This is a genomic window from Paenibacillus sp. YSY-4.3 (genome assembly GCF_054767475.1).
Genome location: NZ_BAABMC010000002.1, coordinates 277,961 through 298,228, shown reverse-complemented (window position 1 = coordinate 298,228; position 20,268 = coordinate 277,961). Strand labels below are relative to the sequence as shown.

Here is a 20,268-nt window from a genome sequence, read left to right as displayed (position 1 = left end):
CGGGATGAAAAAAACGTGGCTGCTCGGACTCGGCTTTTTCAGCATCAGCATGACGTGGGCGCTATATAATGCGTTCGTGCCGCTCTTTTTGGCCAACTATTTAAAAAGCGCGGCCATGATCGGATTCATGATGACGATCGATAATTATTTTGCCATGTTCCTGCAGCCGTGGATCGGCCACCGCAGTGACAAGACGCGCAGCAAGTATGGGAGGCGGATGCCTTATTTGCTGATCGGCATGCCGCTTGGCGCCGTGTTTGCCACGTTGATCCCGCTACATACCGGTTTTGTGACCTTGGTGCTGTTTATGGTGCTGATGAACCTGTCCATGAGCGTTTTCCGTTCGCCTACGGTGGCGCTCATGCCGGATATTACGCCAGAGAGCAAGCGCACCAAAGCTAATGGGATTATTAATTTCATGGGAGGTCTCGGCTCGATCCTGGCCTTTGGCCTCGGCTCGTCCCTTTACAAGCAGGCTCCGTATTTACCGTTTCTGTTCGCCGGACTGGTTATGCTGGTTTCGCTGGCCGTCCTGAAGAAATTCATTAAGGAGCCTGTGCTTCTAGAGGGTTACGGCGACGGAAGCGGCAATCCGTTCCGGGCCAAGGGAGAGTCCCGCAACCCGATCAGGATCAAAGACCAGCTCGACCGTACGACGTTGTTCATTTTAGCGGCAATCTTTTTCTGGTTCGTTGCTTATCAAGGGGTGGAAGCGCTGTTTACGCTCTATGGGACAAAATACATCGGCATGAGCGATAACGACGCGGCCTTCTCACTAACGTTCTTCTCGCTGGCATTTCTAGCATTTGCGCTGCCCAGCGGATGGCTTGGCGCCAAATACGGCAAGAAGAGAATTATTGCGCTTGGCGTGCTGGGCTTGTTCGTCATTTTCGGCTCACTCGTTTTCGTACAGTCCGTGTGGCTGCTTCGTGCGCTGCTTATCGTCGGCGGGTTGTTCTGGGCCTGCATCAATATCAACTCATACCCGTGGATCGTTGCGACGGGGCGGGAGGAGAGCATCGGGACACGTACCGGGATTTATTACTTCGTGTCCTCGCTTGCGGCCATCAGTTCCCCGCCTATGCTCGGCTGGATCATCGATCTGTTCGGTTATCCGGCGCTATTCGCAAGCGCATCGCTTGGAATGTTGCTGGCCGCGCTCTGCTTGATCGGCGCCAAGAATGACAACCACTCAGCAGGTACGGGGGCTATCGCTCAAGCGGATCAGGCGCCTCCGGCGATTCAATAAATTTATGGCATGAAAAAAACTCGGCACTCGCGTCATTTGACGTCCGTGTCCGAGTTTTTTGAGTTTATGGAATTTAGGGATTAGGCGGATTTCTTTTTGCCGCTAATCGCAAGGCCTAAGGCAATTAGCGAAATCAACAGCGCGGCTGACGAGAGCACAATGGTCCATGTGTTCGCCGGGCTTGCGCTTTCTGCTGCTGCCGATACGGGTGCAGCGCTAGCCTCCGCCGCGTTTGTACTGCCTTGGGCTGTTGTATTTTCTGCGGATGAATTTCCTGCATGATCGGAGTTGCTGCCGCTTGCCTGATCATGGTCGTGGCTGTGCGAGTGGCTTGCGCTGTCTGCGGCCGAGCCTGTATCTGGGCTTGAGGCGACTACCGTGATGGAATGAGGCTTCTCGCTGCCTTCGCCGCCCGTCCACTCGACAATGCTGCCATCGTTATAATACTGGAAAGCATCCCATGCCAATTCGGCATCTGTGTCTGGATTTTTGGCTACGAAATCGAATTGCTGGAACTCGCCGGGCAAAATGCCCTCGCCCTCCGATGTCCAAGTGACGACCGTAACTTTGTCCGAGCTGTCTTTCGTTAGTTCTACCTTCCAGTCCGGAATGGAGCGATATTGCTTGAAATCCAGGCCTTCGGGAATTTTCAGGGACACTTTAACCGTAGGAATGTCTTTCTCAACCGGAACCTTGATCGTGTAGCTCTCCCAGGCTCCTGGAGCCGTGGTGCCCGGTTTAACGGTGACGTGCGCGCTGGCGATGCCGGCAAATAGCAGCAGGCATGCAGCCACAGCAGGAGCTAGAGCCATAGATTTTGTAAGCATGGCGGAAAGAGATTGAAATTTTTGTTTCATAATACTGAAAATCTCCTTTGCAATTTTTTATTTATGTTGATGTGAGAAATCACTTGTTGCCGACTTGAAATGTGAAGCTGCTATCGATCGTATCCAGCGATGACAGCAGAATATGAACGTTAAGTCTCCAACTGCCGCCCATTGTCACGATCGTGTTGCCGCTAAGCGGGATGGAATCGCCACCTCCCGGAATCGCGAGTTCGATGGTTCCCATATCCATGTCGAGGGAGGCTAGCGTGAGCGTTATTTGTTCGATGCTGTTAAGCGGCTTTTGCTCACTATCCAGGGCGGTCACCTCAAAGCGGTTCTCACCGACGGTATTAGGCGATATTAATACGGCGATGTGATAGCCGTCCGCGGTTACGGCTTTCAACTGAATCGGGCCCGGGCTGGATAGAGCCGTTGGCATGTTTGATAGAACAGCAGCTAGGACGAGTACGATCAATCCGGTCACGAACTCGATCCATACCCCACGGCTCAGGGGACGGGTCTGCTTGCGGCCGCGCAAGAATGCGGAGAAGCCTAGAGCCAGCATGACTAGTGTTAGTCCACTCTTCGCAAGGAGAATGAAGCCGTAATTGCTGTGCAGCAGCGCATACCATGTTGGTACATGGAGCAAGCTGGCGTAGATCCCGGAACAGAGCAGGATAGCGACGCAGCCCGCGGCGAGAATAGAGAAGCGCCGGATCGTTTCCCAGTATATAAGGCTCTTGGAGCCGGGCGAATTCCGCAATGGACCTGTGGCAGCAGGCAGTAGAAATGCGAGTGAGAGCAGCCCTCCCAGCCATAGGAAGGAGGAAGCCTGATGCAGAAAGTTCATGGCGATCGCCATGCTTCTTCCGTTCGCGGCTGCGGCGTGGCCGATAAACGATTTGGCGAGCAGAATACCGAGACTGGTCAGGAGCGCGGCTGCGCCGGTCAAATCTGCTGCCAAGCGGTTTTGTCTTTTTGCGAAAATAACAAGTGCGGCGGTAAGTCCTGCCAGCATGAGCAGCAGTATCATTTCGGCAGTCCAGGCTTTGCCAAACGAAGTAAGGTTCAGCGTATCCTTAATCCATGCTGGATTCCAGGCTTGGTTCCAGGGAACTCCGGCATCGCTCGCCGTCTGCTGCGGCAGGCTCAGTACGATCCCGGCCGCAGCCAGAATGAGAGACAAAATGAGAAGACGTTTGGTTCGCTGCCATAATGATGATTTTGTATATGTTTCAAGATGATTTTGGAGTCGTCCGATTTGGTGCTCATTAGTCCTTGTAGCGCCTTTGTTATGCTCTTGCGAGATATCTACCGAAGCGGTTTTGTTATCTATATGGGCAGCAGTTTCGGCTTCCAGTCTGCGGCGCGGCAAGAGCAGCAAATGAAAGAGGAGCACGCCTATATATATGGCCAATCCGCTGTACTGAAGCCAGCGCACAAGAAGAAGAGCGAGCTTGGGCCAAACGTGTTCTTGGCTGCTGCCGGATTCATTTGCTGCGGCTGGGTTTTGCGCGGCTGCGGCATCCCCGATGATGAAAGGAAACGTTCCGGTGACCGTATGTCCATCGCTGGACAACACTTTGTAATTCACGGTATAAATCCCGTTCGGCAAATCCGGCTTCAGGTCCGCGATTAATCTAGCTGAATTCGCGTCATCGATCCTGGACTCTCCATTGGCGGCTTGCTGGCCTGAAGGATCGGTAACTTGAATGGAGTGAAACGCCTTTTCGATCGGCTCGTTAAAGGTAATGCTGACCGAAGCGGGAGCGCCCTCCAGCACTTCATTTTCTCCAGGAGACGACGCCACAACATAGGCGTGGGCGGATACGGATGCAGGTAGGGAGAACAGAAGGCAGCAGAGCATAAGTGCGGTTAGCGCCTTGGTTGCATACCGGTTTTTCAATACAAGGATCACTCCTTTTTACTGATTTACAATGACATTTTTCATAACGAACCTTATTTTACAGTTATTTTTTTAGGAGGAATATGACCTCATCGGGCTATATTTGGGGACTAAAAACGGAAAAATTGACATTTTTGTGAAATTTATTGCGGGGCAGCCGTAACGACGGAAGAAGTAATGCCTAACTTATGAGGCTAAAGATTTAAAAATGACCCATAGTAAGATAAAATAATTAAGATCTAATTTTGAAGGAGGATACGTAAAGTGGCATCGAACATCAAAGTGGGTATCGTAGGTTATGGGAATCTAGGACGCGGCGTGGAAAAAGCAATCAAGCAAAATCCGGATCTTGAGCTCCGTGCAATTTTTTCGAGAAGAAACCCGGATGAGGTGGCGGCAGCTAGCGGCGTCGTGCATATTTCCGAGTTGGAGAAGTATAAGGGCGATATCGACGTGTTGATTCTTTGTGGAGGTTCGGCCACGGATCTTCCGCAGCAAGGGCCCGAGTTGTCCGCAATGTTCAATACGGTGGACAGCTTTGACACACATGCGAAAATTCCTGAGTATTTCGACAAAGTAAACGCATCGGCTTCCACGGGCGGAAACGTGAGCGTTATTTCCACCGGCTGGGATCCAGGCTTGTTCTCTTTGAACCGCTTGCTTGGACAAGCTATTCTTCCTGAGGGCAATGAGTATACCTTCTGGGGTAAAGGCGTTAGCCAAGGCCACTCCGATGCGATTCGTCGCGTGGAAGGTGTGAAGGGCGGCGTGCAGTATACGATTCCGGTTGAGTCCGCTGTAGACCGGGTGCGCAACGGGGAGAACCCGCAGCTGTCCACGAGAGAGAAGCATATGCGGGAATGCTACATTGTTGCTGAAGAGGGTGCCGATGTTGCGCGGATCGAACGCGAAATCAAGGAAATGCCGAACTACTTTGCTGACTACGATACGACGGTACATTTTATAAGTGAAGAAGAGCTGAAGGCGAAGCACTCCGCTATGCCGCATGGAGGCAACGTGCTGAGAAGCGGCCGCACGGGAGAGAACAACACGCAAATTATCGAATTCGGCTTGAAGCTCGACAGCAATCCCGAATTTACGGCAAGCGTGCTTGTGGCCTACGCGCGCGCAGCCTACAAGCTGTCCCAAGCAGGCGAATCCGGGGCGAGAACGGTATTTGACATTCCGTTTGGCCTGCTGTCGCCTAAATCGCCGGAACAGCTTCGCAAAGAATTGCTGTAAGGCTAGCACTTTTGTGGCCGCCTGGGAGAGTGAATCTCCCGGGTGGCCTTTGTTTTGTTGAGGAGGGCGTGCTAGCTGAATTGCTGTTTGAGTTGTCCCCGATAGTTGCTAGGCGGAGCGTGAAGGTGGGGCTATTAGGGGGGATCGTGGAGGTTAACGGAGCGGCTAACGGGGTGGCTAACGGACCGTAGTTCCGTTATTTGTCCAAAATCGCCGAATTTGTTGTACTAACGGACCCAGGTTCCGCTATTGCTGCTAAAGTTGGCTTAATCAAGGTGTTTATAGGCAAATAACGACCTCTGTGTCCGTAATGGTGCGAAATATCGAGTAAATCGCGAAATAGCGGATCTGGTGTCCGTAAAGGTTGGTAAGTTACTCTAATAAATCAAAACTGCCGCAAACGCTAAGCGGAGTCCTTCTACTGAAGAAATCGCCGTGTATCACAATCATCCCCTCGTAGTGACTCCGTGTGCCCCCCAGCTACTATCCCTCGTAGTGACTCCGTGCGCTCCCCCAGCTACTATCCCTCGTAGTGACTCCGTGTGCCATCCAGCTACTATCCCTCGTAGTGACTCCGTGCGCTCCCCCAGCTACTATCCCTCGTAGTGACTCCGTGTGCCCCCCAGCTACTATCCCTCGTAGTGACTCCGTGCGCTCCCCCAGCTACTATCCCTCGTAGTGACTCTGTGTGCCCCCCCAGCTACTATCCCTTGTAGTGACTCCGTGTGCCATCCGGCTACTATTCCCCTCGTAGTGACTCCGTGTTCCCCCGAGCTACTATCCCTCGTAGTGACTCAATGTGCCAGCTAACCAATCTACTAATCCCTCATAGCAACCCATTCCAGCGCCGCGAGTTTATTCTGATTTACTTCTACCATCGACGCACCTATTCACCTACATATCCAACCACACAATCTCACAAACCTCATACTGACGAGACCCAAATTGCCAGTAAAATGACCCGAGGATTAAGCAACTTAGCAAGCTTTTCCACAGGGATAGGGAACTGATAAGGACTCAAATGTATGTGATTTTAATTACAACCCCCTCAATCTATTATGACAATTCTGCGAACTCGGGCGCTTCAAACGTTCATTGTGAACAATTATCAAAATCGCTGAATTTGACGTTTTTTGGGCGAATACAGCCGAATATCGACTTTTGGGGTGGGGAGATAAGCGGTGGACAGGCATACATTTGTAAATATATTACATAATTGCCTTTCTCTATGGTTTGTTTTTGTTTTTAACGAATCCTAACATTGTTCTTAGTTGTAATACTTAAGTTCACGTGACTGTTTATCAACCTGTATCACATCGTGGAACTTACTGCTTAGAAAGGGGTAACGGAATCTATGAAAAGAAGAGGGCTGCTGTTAATCGCATTTTCAGCGCTGCTTGTTTTCCTGTCCGGCTGCAATACTCTGACGGTATTGGATCCGAAAGGACCTGTAGCCAAGACTCAATCCGACGTCATTATTTTCTCCATCATCACGATGGCGCTTATATTGCTCGTCGTTTACGTGCTTTATGTTTACATGCTTACCAAATACCGCGCTTCTAAGGCAGCTCCGGACTACGAGCCGCCACATGACGAGGGAAAGACCTGGATGGAAATTACCTGGACCGCGATTCCGCTAGTGATCGTCATCATACTATCTGTGGTTACGATTCGTAGTACGAACGAGGTTGAGGCTGTACCTAAAGATTATCAAGATCAGAAGCCAATGGTTATTTATGCTTCTTCCTCCAACTGGAAATGGCATTTTAGCTATCCAGAGGAAGGAATCGAGACAGTAAACTACGTAAATATCCCGACTCATCGTCCTATCGAGTTCCGTCTGTATGCGTACGGGCCGATTACAAGCTTCTGGGTACCCCAGCTGGGCGGCCAGAAATACGCGATGAGCGATATGGTCACGAAGCTGAATCTCGTTGCCGAGCATGAAGGCTCCTTAGTGGGCAAGAATGCGAACTTCTCGGGTGAAGGCTTTGCCCACATGGAATTCGAGGTACTGGCGATGAACCAGAAAGAGTACGACAAATGGGTGGATGAAGTAAAAGACACGGCTCCCGATTTGACACAAGACGAATTCCAAACGCTGCTGGATACGAAATTTGTCGGCAGAAAAACCTACTCCTCTACTCACCTGACGTTCTTACCGCCGCCTGAGGGTGAGCACGCTGGGCATAATCACGGCGACTCCGCCGCGAAATCCGAGCTCGATCAGTTCCAAATCGATCAACTCGGTTCAGAGAACAGCGGAGGCGGAGAGACGGATCACTCCGGGCACAATCATTAATCAGGTAAGAAGAGCAGAATGCTCGCAAGGCAACTAGAACTGGAAAGGAGTAAGCTAAATGAAATGGGACGAATTTTTCGTCACGGGCGAACCGATGATTTACGGCGCGATGGTCAGTATTGTCCTTGTGTCCATTGCAATTGTTGTCGGGCTCACCTATTTTAAGAAATGGGGCTACCTGTGGCGTGAATGGTTAACGACCGTTGATCATAAAAAAATCGGTATCATGTATATCATTTCTGCACTCATCATGCTATTTCGGGGCGGCGTAGACGGCCTCCTGATGCGTGCGCAGCTTGCTGTCCCAGAGAACGGACTACTGGACAGCCAGCACTATAACGAAATCTTTACGACGCACGGGGTCATCATGATCCTCTTCATGGCAATGCCGTTTATTATCGGCTTGATGAACGTCGTCGTTCCGCTGCAAATCGGAGCACGGGACGTTGCGTTCCCGCGCCTGAACGCCGTCAGCTTCTGGCTGTTCTTCGCGGGAGCGATGCTGTTCAACATTTCATTCGTCATCGGCGGATCGCCGGATGCCGGATGGACGGCTTACTTCCCGCTGTCGAGCATTGAGTTCAGCCCGACGGTAGGCAATAACTATTACTCCATTGCGCTGCAGATTGCCGGGCTTGGTACGCTCATGACCGGGGTTAACTTTATCGTTACCATTCTCAAAATGCGCGCGCCTGGAATGAAACTGATGCGTATGCCGATGTTTACATGGTCGATTCTGGTCACTTCCGTCATCATCGTATTCGCGTTCCCGGTATTGACGATCGCGCTGCTGTTGATGATGCTGGACCGGCAGTTCGGCTCGCAGTTCTTCACGATGGCCAATGGCGGGATGGATATGCTCTGGGCCAACCTGTTCTGGGTATGGGGGCATCCTGAGGTATACATCGTTATTTTGCCCGCATTCGGTATTTTTAGTGAAGTTATCTCGACGTTTTCACGCAAAAACCTGTACGGTTACAAATCGATGGTGTTCAGTATGGTCATCATCTCGGTCCTGTCCTTTCTCGTGTGGGCTCACCACTTCTATACAATGGGACACGGCGCGATGGTTAACGGCTTCTTCTCCGTGACGACGATGGCGATTGCCATTCCGACCGGGATCAAAATCTTCAACTGGCTATTTACGATGCAAAAAGGCCGAATTGAATTTACGACACCGATGCTGTATGCTCTTGGCTTTATTCCGATCTTTACGATTGGTGGAGTTACCGGTGTTATGCTTGCCATGGCAAGTGCGGATTACCAGTACCACAACACGATGTTCCTGGTAGCCCACTTCCACTACGTATTGATCCCAGGGACAGTCTTTGGGGTTCTAGCGGGAATGTACTACTGGTTCCCGAAATTGTTCGGCTTCCGTCTGAACGACAAGCAAGGCAAACTGGCTTTCTGGATTATTGTGGTGAGCTTTAACGTAACGTTCCTACCGCTCTTCGCCCTTGGATTGAATGGGATGACGCGGCGGATGTACACGTATTCTGCAGAAACAGGCTTCGGGCCGCTGAATCTTATAGCGTCTATCGGTTCGGTCGGTCTAGCTATTGGATTTGCAGTACTCGTATACAACATTTACTGGAGCTTCCGCTATGCGCCGAGAGAGACAAATGGCGATCCATGGAATGCACGCACCTTGGAATGGAGCACGCCAAGCCCGATTCCTCATTACAACTTTGCGCGTATGCCTGACATTGAGAATCGTGATGCGTTCTGGTTTGCGAAGAAGTCCGGCAAATCCCTGTATACTGAGGAATACAGCGACATTCATATGCCTAACAACAGCGGCCAGCCGTTTATTCTCGGTATGATCTTTATGATCTTCGGATTCTTCATGGTCTTTAACTGGTGGGTAGGGGCTGTGATTGGAGCCATAGGCATCTTCGTTATGTTGATAGTCAGATCCTTTGAACGCGATCGCGGACATTATATTCCTGTGAAGGAAGTTGTGGCGACCGAAGAACGATTGCGGGGTGAACAGGTATGAAAATAGATCATTCAGTACCGCTGGAATATAGCACGGAAGAGAACAAAAACCGCATCTTCGGCTTCTGGGTATTTCTCGGAGCAGAGATCGTCATGTTCTCCACGCTCTTCGCCGTATATTTCACCTTGTGGAACCGGACCGGCAACGGTCCTACGGCGAAAGAGATTTTTGAAATCGGACCGGTGCTTATCGAGACCTTCCTGCTTCTGACGAGCAGCTTTACGATCGGTCTGGCGATCAACAGTATGCGGCAAGGCTTGATGAAAGCGACGTTAGGATTTTTTGCAGTCACTCTATTGCTTGGCCTCGGATTCCTAGGCGTCGAGATTTATGAATTCGTTACGTATGTAGGCGAAGGCGCGACGCTGCAAACGAACGCGTTCATGTCCAGCTTATTCACGCTGCTGGGCCTCCACGGGGCGCACGTTACGCTCGGATTGGTGTGGGGCGGCGGATTGATGCTGCAAATGAAACGTGAAGGCTTCACGCCGGATACGGCGAACAAGTCGTTTATCTTCTCGTTGTACTGGCACTTCCTAGATGTCGTCTGGATTTTCATCTTTAGCTTTGTATACTTGAAAGGATTGATGTGACATGAAAAAACTGTTCCCGCTTCAACACGTCATGGGATATGTCTCTTCGCTGATCCTTTCGATCGTTGCGCTGACCGTTCTGTTCTTCGATATGTCCTACGGGATGCAATTGACGGTTCTGCTCGTCTGCGCGATCATTCAAATGTCAGTTCAGCTGTTCGTCTTCATGCACATCGGCGAGACGGGTTCGAAGACATCGCTTTATACGAATATCGCTTACGCGCTGTTCGTAGGTTTGGTGACGATTTTCGGTACACTGTTTACGATGATCTGGGGATATCAATAAGCGAATAGGCAAGTTTGATAAAGCTAGATTTATATAGAAATGACAATCACTCTGATCTAAGGGCGAAAGCCCGAGGTCAGGGTGATTTTTTTGCAGCAACTCGCGTCGATGGATGTCTTTCTTGTGAAATAAGTAGGATTATGGGTTAACTTTTATAAGTATGCGTCCGAAATATAGGTATGGATGGGTTTCATTTACATAAATTATAATTCGGAGGAAGAAGAGACTGCATACTATGAATTACTTGGATGAACAGATCCTTAGTATTAGACAGGAATTAATAACTAAGGATGACGAAGCAAAATCGAGCCAGCTTCAACCAACAGGTTCTGAGAAAGACAGCTTAGTGACCGACAAGAGTATGGTGCTGCGCATAAAAAATGAGATTGTAACTCTCACCCCAGTGATCGTACTGGATGGAAAAATCGAGGTGAAAATTCCGAAAGTTTTTCATCTCATGCCCCTGGAGCAAGCTAAATTCAAGTATCCTTCGGAGCATCGCCCGAAGGTTATTTACACTTCTTCTGAAGGGACCATCAATATTACTTTTAATCCGACAGAGGCGAATTTGGAGCTTGGGGAGCTTCCTGATTTTATCGAGCGAATGGCAGACGTGCTGCGCTCTGTTCAACCGATCCGTAATTGGATGGGTACGGAGTTGGTCGTTAATGAATATGGCCTTTCTATTGGAAGCATTCGCTTCGTAACAGCAGGGGTAGACGGTAACCTGTATAACGAAATGCTGCTGTTTATTCTGGAAGGATGCGTAGTTATCGGTGCCTTCAACTGTATGGAGTCCGACATGGATGCGTGGCTGCCTGTAGCCGGAAATATGGTGCAATCGCTTAGAATTGTCCCTGATCCCTCCGAATTGCTGTTCAAGGAAGGAGGGGCTTCAAGATGAGCTTGGGCTACGATAACATTCTAATTCACCCATTTGAAAGAATTAATCTGGAACAGCTTACCTTAACGAAGAAAATTAATGAGCATACCCGGCTGTATTTTACAGGCGTGATTCCAGAAGAGATGCAGGACAGCTATGTAGAAACAACGCACAGCTATACGGTCATTGAGGTGAGCCAAAAGGATGAGTCTGGCGACACCAAGCCGTTATTTAGCGGGATTGCGCTCTCGGTAGAGGTGAGAGTTGTACGTGATGTGTACTATTTGGAGGTCGAGGCCATTTCCCATACCTACCGAATGGACATTAAGCAGCGCACGCGTTCTTTCCAGAATATTAAAATGACGATTCCTCAATTGCTGGAGCAGATTGGCAAAGATTACGTGGGGCTTGATGTGATTGACGGAGCTACTGACGGGGCCCAGATCGGGCGCATTGCCGTCCAGTACCAAGAGACGGATTGGGCATTTTTAAGACGTTTGGCTTCCCGCTATCATACAAGCTTAATGCCTGTCGCTCGCTTTGATAGTCCGAAGTTTTATTTTGGGATTGAGGATATTCCTGCACATGTGGTGCTGGATAGTAGCCGGTACACCGTCCGCAAACAAATGCTGCCATTCCGTTATTTTCAGGAGAATGATCAGGCCAAGCTAACAGAGAACGACTTTATCTTTTATGAGGTAGAGACGGATGAGGTGCTGGATTTAGGCGCACAACTGGCCTTTCAAGGGCACAGCCTATTTGTGATGGAAGCTTATGCCGAAATGAGACAGGGGCAGTTGAGACACCAGTATGTTCTGGGATCTTACCAGGGATTCCGGCAAAAAAGCTACTATCAGGAAAAGCTGGCCGGTGCATCTTTAAGTGGCGTCGTCGTGGACGTGCGCCAGGATCAGGTACGCATTCATTTGGACTGCGATGAGAGGCAGGAAGTAGATGAGGCGCACTGGTTCAACTACTCTACGGCCTATAGCGCTGAGGGGCATACGGGCTGGTATGTGATGCCTGAAATAGGCGATCCCGTTTCACTCTATTTTCCGGGAAGCCGAGAAGAAGATGGCATTGCAGGGAGTTCTGTCAGACGAAATACAAAAGGAAGCGCCCATAATAAAATTTCTGATCCTCAGAAGAAAATATGGCGAACCCCTCATGGCAAAGAAATTTGCCTGGGGCCGGATGAACTGGTCATCACGGGAAAAGAAGGGGCTATTTATATCAAGTTGAACGACAAGGAAGGCATACATATTGTGAGCAATAATGCCGTAAGCATCTCGGCAGGGGGAGATATGAGCCTAACGGCTGGGAAAACGATGTCACTCTCAGCAGGCAGCGAGCTGCGCATGGATTGCAACGGCAGTCATATTGAACTTAGCGGTTCAGCCAAAATGAAGGGCAGCGAAGTGAAATCTAACTAACATAAGCGTACCGGGTGGTGTAGACACAATGGACAAGCCTCTGGAAGGGCTGGAACAGCAAGTAAGTCATAACGAGGTATGGCCCTTTATTCGTAAGGATTGGGCAGCGGCGCTAAAGGCTACGTTAGAACAACGCATTGAGGAATGCGTACAGGAATTTAGAGAATATTGCCGCGACATTCGTCAAAGGCAGGTTCAGGGACAAAAAGGCAGCATAAGTTACATCACCTACTCTATGCTGCGGACGGCATGGCTGGAGCAGCATCCGGTCTATCTAGTCGAGGCCGCCGATGAGTATTGGGTATTTGATACTGCTCCAGTCCAATTTGAATGGGATATCAGCTGGGCCTTCTCCTATTGGAGTCATCTGCAGGAGCAACGGCAGACCGAAGCAATAGAGCAGCCGTCAGAGGTCGGATTGGAGCAAATGATGCTGGACGCAGCGACGGAATTCCATGGATTCATGGTGAATATGCTTCGTCTGGCGATGAAACGGGCTGTGCATACACCCGAGTTTCAGGAGCTGGAGCGTGGAGAAATATTTGAAATCCGTGTCGGGGAGTATTTGGATCAAAGCCTCTCCGTTTATAAGGAAGATCGCCGGAAGCGGGATGTTCAAGAGGTCAAAGCATGGCTGGATTTGAAAGAACCGCAGGAGTACGGCTATCAAGCCTTGACGGAGCTTGACCTATCGGAGGGGGATTACAGCCGCCTGGATTTTCGCTATACGGCCTTCCGCGGAATGCAGATGGAAAATAGCCATTTGCAATATTGCGTACTGGTGGGTACCGAGTGGCGGGATAGTCTGCTTCAAGGTGCTGACTTCACCTTCAGTCTGATATATGGAGCTGATTTTAGCGGCTGCTCTCTAAGAAACGCTGTAATGGACAGGGTGATGGGCAGCGTAAACGACTCCGATTCATGGCTAGAGTGGGAGCCATTAGGACTCAGCGGGGTGAATTTTACGGGGGCGAGTCTGCAGGGGGCTTCTTTTAGAGAAGCTCAGCTTCAAGGCGCTGTATTCCGAGATGCTTTGCTGCAGCAAGCCTCATTCATCAATGCTGATCTAGCGGCAGTTTGCTTCGAGAATGCTGATCTGACAGGTGCCAGCTTTGCCGGGACTGATCTGACGGACGCATCTTTTGTCGGCGCGCAGTTGGCTGGAGCTAATTTTACAGGCGCCAAGCTGCAAGGCGTGAATTTTACGGAAGAACAACTCCGGGAAGTTAACTCAATCATTTAGGGGGCGAATTACGTGAGATATTTTCGGCTTATGATGGACGATCGGATCAAGCATCGTATAGAACCTGTGCCGCTGTCCTCATTATCAATGAAGAGCGGCATGCAGATGACCCTGTCTCAGGAGGAAGATGCGCCTTTGTTTTTAGCAGTACATATTCACTCGCAATCCATGTTTCCGGACTTTCTGGAATATCCCGTGCCGCTGGTATCCAATCGCATGAAGGTGTTATTGGAAAAATACAGGCCTGGCATGGAATGGAGAGCAGCGATACTTACCGATTTGAAGCAATCCAGGCAAGAGGTGTACTGGGTGCTGCGCCCTCCTGCGGAGGAATGTTTGTCTGACAGCACCGAACGGTATCCCGATCATACGTTGAAGCATTTGGTACTTCAATACGGGAAGGCCACGTCTCCTATTTTTCAAATCGCAGATTTGATAGAGCCGTACATATTTATCGATTTAGCGCTGGCAGAGAGTCTTCTGCGTCGTCCATTTATAGGGATAAGACTTGAAAGAGTAGAGATGGAAAGCAAGGAGAGAACAGTCTGATGAAGGAAGCAAAGGTGCAGCCAGGAGCTGGCGGGGCCAAAAGCTATGTCGTAGCAGGCGCGATTTTGAGCTGCAGCTATGGCACTCAGCCTACCCGGTTAAAGCGTCCTTTCAGCCATGGGGTATACGTCAAAAATAAAGCGATGATGAACATAGCAGATTACGTGCCAGGGGAGAACATTCAGTCCTTTGGCAACTGCTTCAGCCCTCATAATCCTGCTGTGCAGACCAGCGAAATGGTTGATATTTATGGGGTGAAGAAGGCTCCGTGCATCCCCGTTCTTACGATGCCATGGCTGAATGGGAAAAGCGATATGCTGATCGAGGGCCAGCCCGCTTTAACGCAGGACTGCACTCATCACTGTTTATTTTGCGGGCATATTCGTATAGAGAATGACGGTCAGGAACTGGACTAACGGCCGGAGCCGGGACAAAGTCAGGAGAGAGGATGTACATACTTGAGTTTACTTACAGAGGGGATCGGCTATGAAAGTATACGTTTTTACGGTCCCTTTCAGCCACAGCATATTCAGCAGTTACATATTCATAGAGCTATTAACGAACATGCGTACTTACAGATGACTGGCATTCTTCTCGAAGAACAAGGGGCTGCATGGATCGGGCAAAACATCGATCAGGAGCCGATCGTTATTCGCCAGTTGGACGAGCAAGGGCAAACGGTAAGAAGATTATTTCACGGGATGGCCACCCGCCTGTCTATACACTGTATAAGGGGAGTCTACACTTTTGAACTGGAGGCTGCCTCGCATTCGTATCAATTGGACGTGAAGTTAAAAAAACGTTCTTATCAAGAACCTCAGCGGACTTATGATGATCTGGTCACGGCACTGGTGCGTAAGTATAAGTACGGGGACGCCATTGATACCGTCACGGACGGCGCCAAGCTGGATACCTTCCTGCTGCAATATCAGGAGACGGATTGGGCATTTTTAAAGCGTCTCGCCTCCCGATTCGGGTCGGTGCTCGTACCTGAAGTGACGGCAGCATCACCCAAGATCTTTTTTGGGCTGCCGATAGGCAAGCTGCATAAGCTGGAGCGGGATGTATTCTACCGGGTACGGAAAACGTTTCATGAGTTGGCTGCCGGGGACCCGGGAGAGCGGGCTGGTTCGTACGTCACTTACACCATTGACAGCCTTGAGTATTATGCCTTAGGAGATGTGATTGAACTCCCCATTGGACAAGGTAAAGAACTTATCGTGGTTCGGGCTGAGACACGTCTTGAGGATGGAATGCTCCGTACGCGATATGACCTTCAAGCCGAACAGGAGATTCGCTACGCTCGGTATGAGAATGATCAGATTACGGGGGTTTCTCTACTAGGAAAGGTGCTGCAAATAGAGCAGGATCGTGTGCAGCTCCAACTGAAGATTGACCCCGAGCAGCATCCCGCCGCCTGCTGGTTTCCTGTAGCCACCCGTTATGTGGCAGAAGATCATAGCGGGTGGTATAATATGCCGGAAATCGGGGACCAGATCGAGCTGTATATGCCTACAAACCGCGAGCAGGATGCTTATGTCACCGATGCATTTCGCCAGCAGCGTACTCATGGAGAACCTAATGTGAAGGTGTGGCAGCATGCGAAGGGAAGCGGTGTAGGCTTAGCTGAGCAAGAGCTAACGCTTCACTCCTCAGGTAAAGTATCTATTAAGCTTCATGAAACTAGCGGCGTTACCATCAGCAGTCCGGGGAATGTACAAATTCAAGGTGGCAGCGTTAAGCTGAAGGCAGGGAAGGGGCTATCGCTAAAAGCCGGCACAGCGCTGTATCTCAAAGGCGGAGCCAGCAGCATGGTGCTGGATGGTGAAACAGACCTCAAAGCCCCGGTTGTAGAGCAGGAAGGGACCGTAAAGGCCCCGGTATTTGTGACCGACCTGCCCCCTGTCCCGGAGCCAGAGCTAATCAGTGTACAGGCATATGAGGCAGCCCAATCATCTGCTGCATCTAATACTTCATCGGGTAGTGGAAATACCCCTACAGCGAAAATAACAAGTCCGGCTGCAGAAGCAGCGGCCAATAGCATGTTGGCTACGGAGTCGAAGCTGGTGGGTTCGATTCCAGCGATGACGGGTGTTCTATTAGGTGCGATGGGGGGACCTGCGAATACGGCTGTAGGCGTGACGCTGCAGGCAGGTGTATTACAAGCAACTGCGGGAGTTCCTGTTCGAGGAAGGATTCTTGCTATGCCTGCTTTGGGGTCGTTGCATCCTATAAAGCAAATAGCTGCTCTGCTAGCACAAGGTATGATCAATATACAAATTTACGAAGAGATGAGATCGGCATACTACAGCAATTGGATTTTAGGAAAGATGATGACAAGTGCGCGTCAGTTGTCTTTTACTGGTGGTCCAAAGGATATGATACTGGGGTTATTGAGACATTCCACGGAAGTAATGCATTTATACCGTCAGATTCCTGAAGATGTACTACTTCACTGGGAATTGCAAAATATACCAGATTATTTGACTGAGAAAAACTGGAGAACAAATCTAGTTATTCATGAAGTGAAAAAATCCTTAGAATGGTCTGACGAATTAACTGAAGATGTGGCAATGCGTGTTTTACAGAGACGAAGCACGGATGATATTGTAAAAGAAATGAAAGAGAAGTACGGTATAAGTGTGCTCCATGGCCTGGCGATGATTTATACGAGCTATAATGCTGAAGGGGCAGGAATGTCTATCAATGAACTCTTTACGGGCTACACCTATAAATCTAGTGAAGTTCCATACATAAGAGGTGGCGGGTTCAATGTCAGGAATCCTAACCTAAACCGTAAAAAGCCTGAGTTTAAGACCATGACTCGAGCAGAGTTAGATAAGTTCACCAAGTCTGTTAAAGATAGACGTTCTAAGGATGATCCTAGGAATACTACAGTGGAGAAACCTAAGGAGACTCCAGAACCGCCGAATACGAGTAATTCTACTAAGAGTAATGGGAATTCTAGTGCTATTACTTTAAGGGAACAGGGCGAACCTTATTCGAATCATAAAGTTGTAACCGGAAGGAATCTAAATCCAAAAGGTGACCCAAATACATCAGTAGATTTATATAATCAGAAGGGCGTTCTAACACAAAGAAGATATTATGGTCCTGATGGGAAGGCGCAATTAGATATAGATTATGATCATTCTAATGCAGATGGAACTCATACTTTTCCACATAGACATGAATGGGATTGGAGTCAGAAAAATCCTAGGCAATAGTAATGAAATAATAAAAATTAGCCCAACGAGTAGTATCTAGTACAATAAAGTAGGAGGTTGAATAAATGTCCAATATCCATGATAATGAAATAATTTCTTATGAAGTTGACTTGAAAAATCATAAGATTATTATTCATACTATTCAAAATCCAGGTTCAACATCAACAGAAATAGTTTTTTGTGATGTATTAGCTCACTTGTTTGAAACTCAATTAGAAGGTAGTATAATTTTTGATGTTAATGAATATGAATTGAGTTATTTTTTCAAAGATAACCATGAGTTGTTAGAGAAACAAAAAAATTCTTGTTGGCCAATGGAATATGATACCATTGAAGAACTAACAGAAAAGCTGGTAAAAGAGCAATACACTTATTATGTTGTTACTTCTTCGTACGGTCTAAATGGATGGGTTTTAGCTAAAAAATATGAAATAATGAGCGGTAAGTAATAACTAAATAATTTAGTGTCGTACCATTGGTTTAGTATCTTCAAGGTTTCTTCTTTGGTAGGCTACCAATAGCCGAATGAACTCATCATTGAACCAATAACACATCTACCCCAGGGAATCCTACATAAAGATATCTTCATTTCGTTTGTACGCGCGCAACGCTTAAGGCGTTACTTAAAACAGGTTGATTATGGTCAGATACTACCATAATCAACCTGTTTGTTGTTATCTTTGTTTCTTGCGTTTTTTCAAAAAGAATCGCAACAATGGACATTATTGAAACGACAGAAACGGTGAAAGAACTGATCGCAACTATATTACAAGATAGTCCGAGTACTTATATTGTTAGGATTTAATTAAGCATCTACAATGGGAAGGTCATGTATCAAAGGCTTGCCGTCTTCCTGATTTCATAGCCGCTGAGTGGCATAGCAATCACAGATTAACGAAGGTAGGAATCGAAATGACAACGAGAGCTAATGGTTTATTTCTAGACCGCCAAGACGCTTAATGGGTACATGAACAAGGTAAGTCAAGAGAGCGAGTTTACGTCACAGCATAAGGGATTACCAAAGTACCACATAAAATACATCGTTGTTACGGCTTGAGCTAGTATGAGAAGTGAATATTGATTGGCCTTATGAGCGACAAGACTCAGTGTTACCCGACCCACGAATGATTGCCTGAAATGTAGGGAGAAGTTCAAAGACGATAGAACGTCACATCAAAGAATTGGTTAATAAGAAGCTGGTTCTAGTCAATCAGGGGAAGGACAATACGTATTACCTACCGAACTATCTACATTGTCATCCGTATTTGCTGATTAGCGAGAAAACACATGAATTTATCGTTAATGTGAAAATGAAAGAGAACTGATGCTGTGGTTCAGGACATCATCAAGTGTGAGGAGTACAAGACGTTTATTACAAGACTTCAAGAACTCAATGAACCATCAACCCTAACCTGGCTGTTCAACAAATCCAAGCGGTGGCTAAAGGTGATCTTATAAATATATTAATAATGCGGATTATTGTTATGAAGTGCAGAGATTTTCGGTTTGTTGTGATGGTTGAATCCTGCTCTAAAAATTGTGTTAGGATTTATACTATAGTAATACATGGACTGCATAATAGTATACTATAAGCCTGTGTGCGCTTACCCATGAATATCATGAAATAAAAAGGTCGTAAATTCCTGCCTTAGGAATCTACGACCTTTTCTCTTTACTCTCATATCTCTCGAAAATTTCAATCAAAATACGCTTAGCCATCTCCGCATCCTCAGGATCACGCTCTCTTAGCATGGATATGATTTCCTTTATCGTCGAATCCTCAACTGTGAGATGTTCTTGTTCTTCAATGTATGTGAAAAGTTGATGTATTCCAACATTTAATGCGGCAGCTATTTTATCCAAGTTTTTTAAAGAAATATTCCTCTCAGCTCTTTCAATAAATCCAATATAACTGGCATTGAAACCAGCCTTTTCAGCTAATGCCTCTTGTGATAAGCCCTTCGATTTTCGAATATCTCTAATTCTTGTACCGACTAACTTTAAGGTTTCTGACATGGTTACACCTCTCTTACTTAGAAGTGTAGTGAATAAAATGCTTTCTAATAATGTATAGATAATATGTTATTTACAATAAAAACTACTATATAGTAATATTATGTATATATTTTACTCTTTAGTTAAAAATTTATACGTATTTACAAAGAAAATGTAGGTTCTATTACACAAACCGAGATTGGAGCGGATATTGATGAATAATTTACACTATTCAGGCAGAAGTCCGTCTGAAGTATTCGAGGCGGTAAGAGGATTGAGAAATTCTCGTATTTTTCCTACACCGTGCCAAATACATAAGCTCTCACAAACCTACATGAATCTTACCCCGATCTTTTTTCACCATAATCTCCCCAAGCCCTGTTTCATCCTCAGTGATTGGTCATTGGAAGTCATGCTAAAGTCTTTGTATATTAAACATAGGGAGAGTATTTTTCCACCATACACGCTGTCTCTGGAAATATTGATCGATTTAACACGAAGCGAGAGGGGAATGGACTTTGACTCTGTGAG

General features: G+C 47.8%; 17 protein-coding genes. 14 read left to right on the top strand and 3 right to left on the bottom strand.

Annotated elements, in window-relative coordinates:
- The first annotated feature begins 4 nt into the window (after positions 1-4).
- Positions 5-1,249, top strand: a complete 1,245-nt coding sequence (locus tag ACYUJT_RS08280) for an SLC45 family MFS transporter (RefSeq protein ID WP_460320452.1) — start codon at positions 5-7, stop codon at positions 1,247-1,249.
- An 80-nt stretch (positions 1,250-1,329) separates the two neighbouring features.
- Here ACYUJT_RS08280 and ACYUJT_RS08275 read toward each other — a convergent pair whose 3' ends face one another.
- Both ACYUJT_RS08275 and ACYUJT_RS08270 read right to left on the bottom strand, forming a co-directional pair.
- Entirely contained in the window at positions 1,330-2,106 is a 777-nt protein-coding gene (locus ACYUJT_RS08275; protein ID WP_460320449.1) for a YcnI family copper-binding membrane protein, read from the bottom strand.
- Between the two features lie 49 nt (positions 2,107-2,155).
- Positions 2,156-3,982, bottom strand: a complete 1,827-nt coding sequence (locus ACYUJT_RS08270; RefSeq protein ID WP_460320446.1) for a copper resistance CopC/CopD family protein — start codon at positions 3,980-3,982, stop codon at positions 2,156-2,158.
- A gap of 264 nt (positions 3,983-4,246) precedes the next feature.
- On the opposite strand from ACYUJT_RS08270, the gene ACYUJT_RS08265 reads away from it, so the two are divergent.
- From ACYUJT_RS08265 to ACYUJT_RS08205, 13 genes are all read left to right on the top strand, one after another.
- On the top strand, positions 4,247-5,224 hold the full coding sequence (locus ACYUJT_RS08265; protein ID WP_460320443.1) for a diaminopimelate dehydrogenase: 978 nt from the start codon (positions 4,247-4,249) through the stop codon (positions 5,222-5,224).
- 68 nt (positions 5,225-5,292) lie between these two features.
- A complete protein-coding gene (locus tag ACYUJT_RS08260; RefSeq protein ID WP_460320441.1) occupies positions 5,293-5,415 on the top strand; it encodes a hypothetical protein in 123 nt (40 codons plus the stop codon).
- Positions 5,416-6,578: 1,163 nt separating this feature from the next.
- On the top strand, positions 6,579-7,526 hold the full coding sequence (gene qoxA / locus ACYUJT_RS08255; RefSeq protein WP_460320438.1) for a cytochrome aa3 quinol oxidase subunit II: 948 nt from the start codon (positions 6,579-6,581) through the stop codon (positions 7,524-7,526).
- 58 nt (positions 7,527-7,584) lie between these two features.
- Positions 7,585-9,528: a cytochrome aa3 quinol oxidase subunit I gene (gene qoxB / locus ACYUJT_RS08250; protein ID WP_460320435.1), complete on the top strand. Its 1,944-nt coding sequence runs from the start codon at positions 7,585-7,587 to the stop codon at positions 9,526-9,528.
- Positions 9,525-10,121, top strand: a complete 597-nt coding sequence (gene qoxC / locus ACYUJT_RS08245) for a cytochrome aa3 quinol oxidase subunit III (RefSeq protein ID WP_213591001.1) — start codon at positions 9,525-9,527, stop codon at positions 10,119-10,121. The genes qoxB and qoxC overlap by 4 nt, the downstream gene beginning before the upstream one ends.
- Position 10,122: 1 nt before the next feature.
- Entirely contained in the window at positions 10,123-10,407 is a 285-nt protein-coding gene (gene qoxD, locus ACYUJT_RS08240) for a cytochrome aa3 quinol oxidase subunit IV (RefSeq protein WP_460320431.1), read from the top strand.
- A gap of 235 nt (positions 10,408-10,642) precedes the next feature.
- Positions 10,643-11,311 (top strand): hypothetical protein, encoded by a 669-nt coding sequence (locus ACYUJT_RS08235; RefSeq protein WP_460320429.1) that lies wholly within the window; start codon positions 10,643-10,645, stop codon positions 11,309-11,311.
- Positions 11,308-12,723, top strand: coding sequence for a contractile injection system protein, VgrG/Pvc8 family (locus ACYUJT_RS08230; RefSeq protein ID WP_460320427.1), 1,416 nt, complete (start codon positions 11,308-11,310; stop codon positions 12,721-12,723). Before ACYUJT_RS08235 ends, ACYUJT_RS08230 begins: the two co-directional genes overlap by 4 nt.
- A gap of 28 nt (positions 12,724-12,751) precedes the next feature.
- Complete coding sequence (locus tag ACYUJT_RS08225) at positions 12,752-13,966, top strand: pentapeptide repeat-containing protein (RefSeq protein WP_460320425.1); 1,215 nt, start codon at positions 12,752-12,754, stop codon at positions 13,964-13,966.
- A gap of 12 nt (positions 13,967-13,978) precedes the next feature.
- Positions 13,979-14,515 (top strand): hypothetical protein, encoded by a 537-nt coding sequence (locus ACYUJT_RS08220; RefSeq protein WP_460320422.1) that lies wholly within the window; start codon positions 13,979-13,981, stop codon positions 14,513-14,515.
- Positions 14,515-14,931, top strand: coding sequence for a DUF4280 domain-containing protein (locus ACYUJT_RS08215; RefSeq protein ID WP_460320420.1), 417 nt, complete (start codon positions 14,515-14,517; stop codon positions 14,929-14,931). The genes ACYUJT_RS08220 and ACYUJT_RS08215 overlap by 1 nt, the downstream gene beginning before the upstream one ends.
- Positions 14,932-14,973: 42 nt before the next feature.
- Entirely contained in the window at positions 14,974-17,742 is a 2,769-nt protein-coding gene (locus ACYUJT_RS08210) for a hypothetical protein (protein ID WP_460320418.1), read from the top strand.
- Positions 17,743-17,807: 65 nt separating this feature from the next.
- Positions 17,808-18,191: a hypothetical protein gene (locus ACYUJT_RS08205; RefSeq protein ID WP_460320416.1), complete on the top strand. Its 384-nt coding sequence runs from the start codon at positions 17,808-17,810 to the stop codon at positions 18,189-18,191.
- A 1,207-nt stretch (positions 18,192-19,398) separates the two neighbouring features.
- On the opposite strand, the gene ACYUJT_RS08200 is transcribed toward ACYUJT_RS08205, so the two are convergent.
- Complete coding sequence (locus ACYUJT_RS08200) at positions 19,399-19,758, bottom strand: helix-turn-helix domain-containing protein (RefSeq protein WP_460320415.1); 360 nt, start codon at positions 19,756-19,758, stop codon at positions 19,399-19,401.
- Positions 19,759-20,268 lie beyond the last annotated feature (510 nt).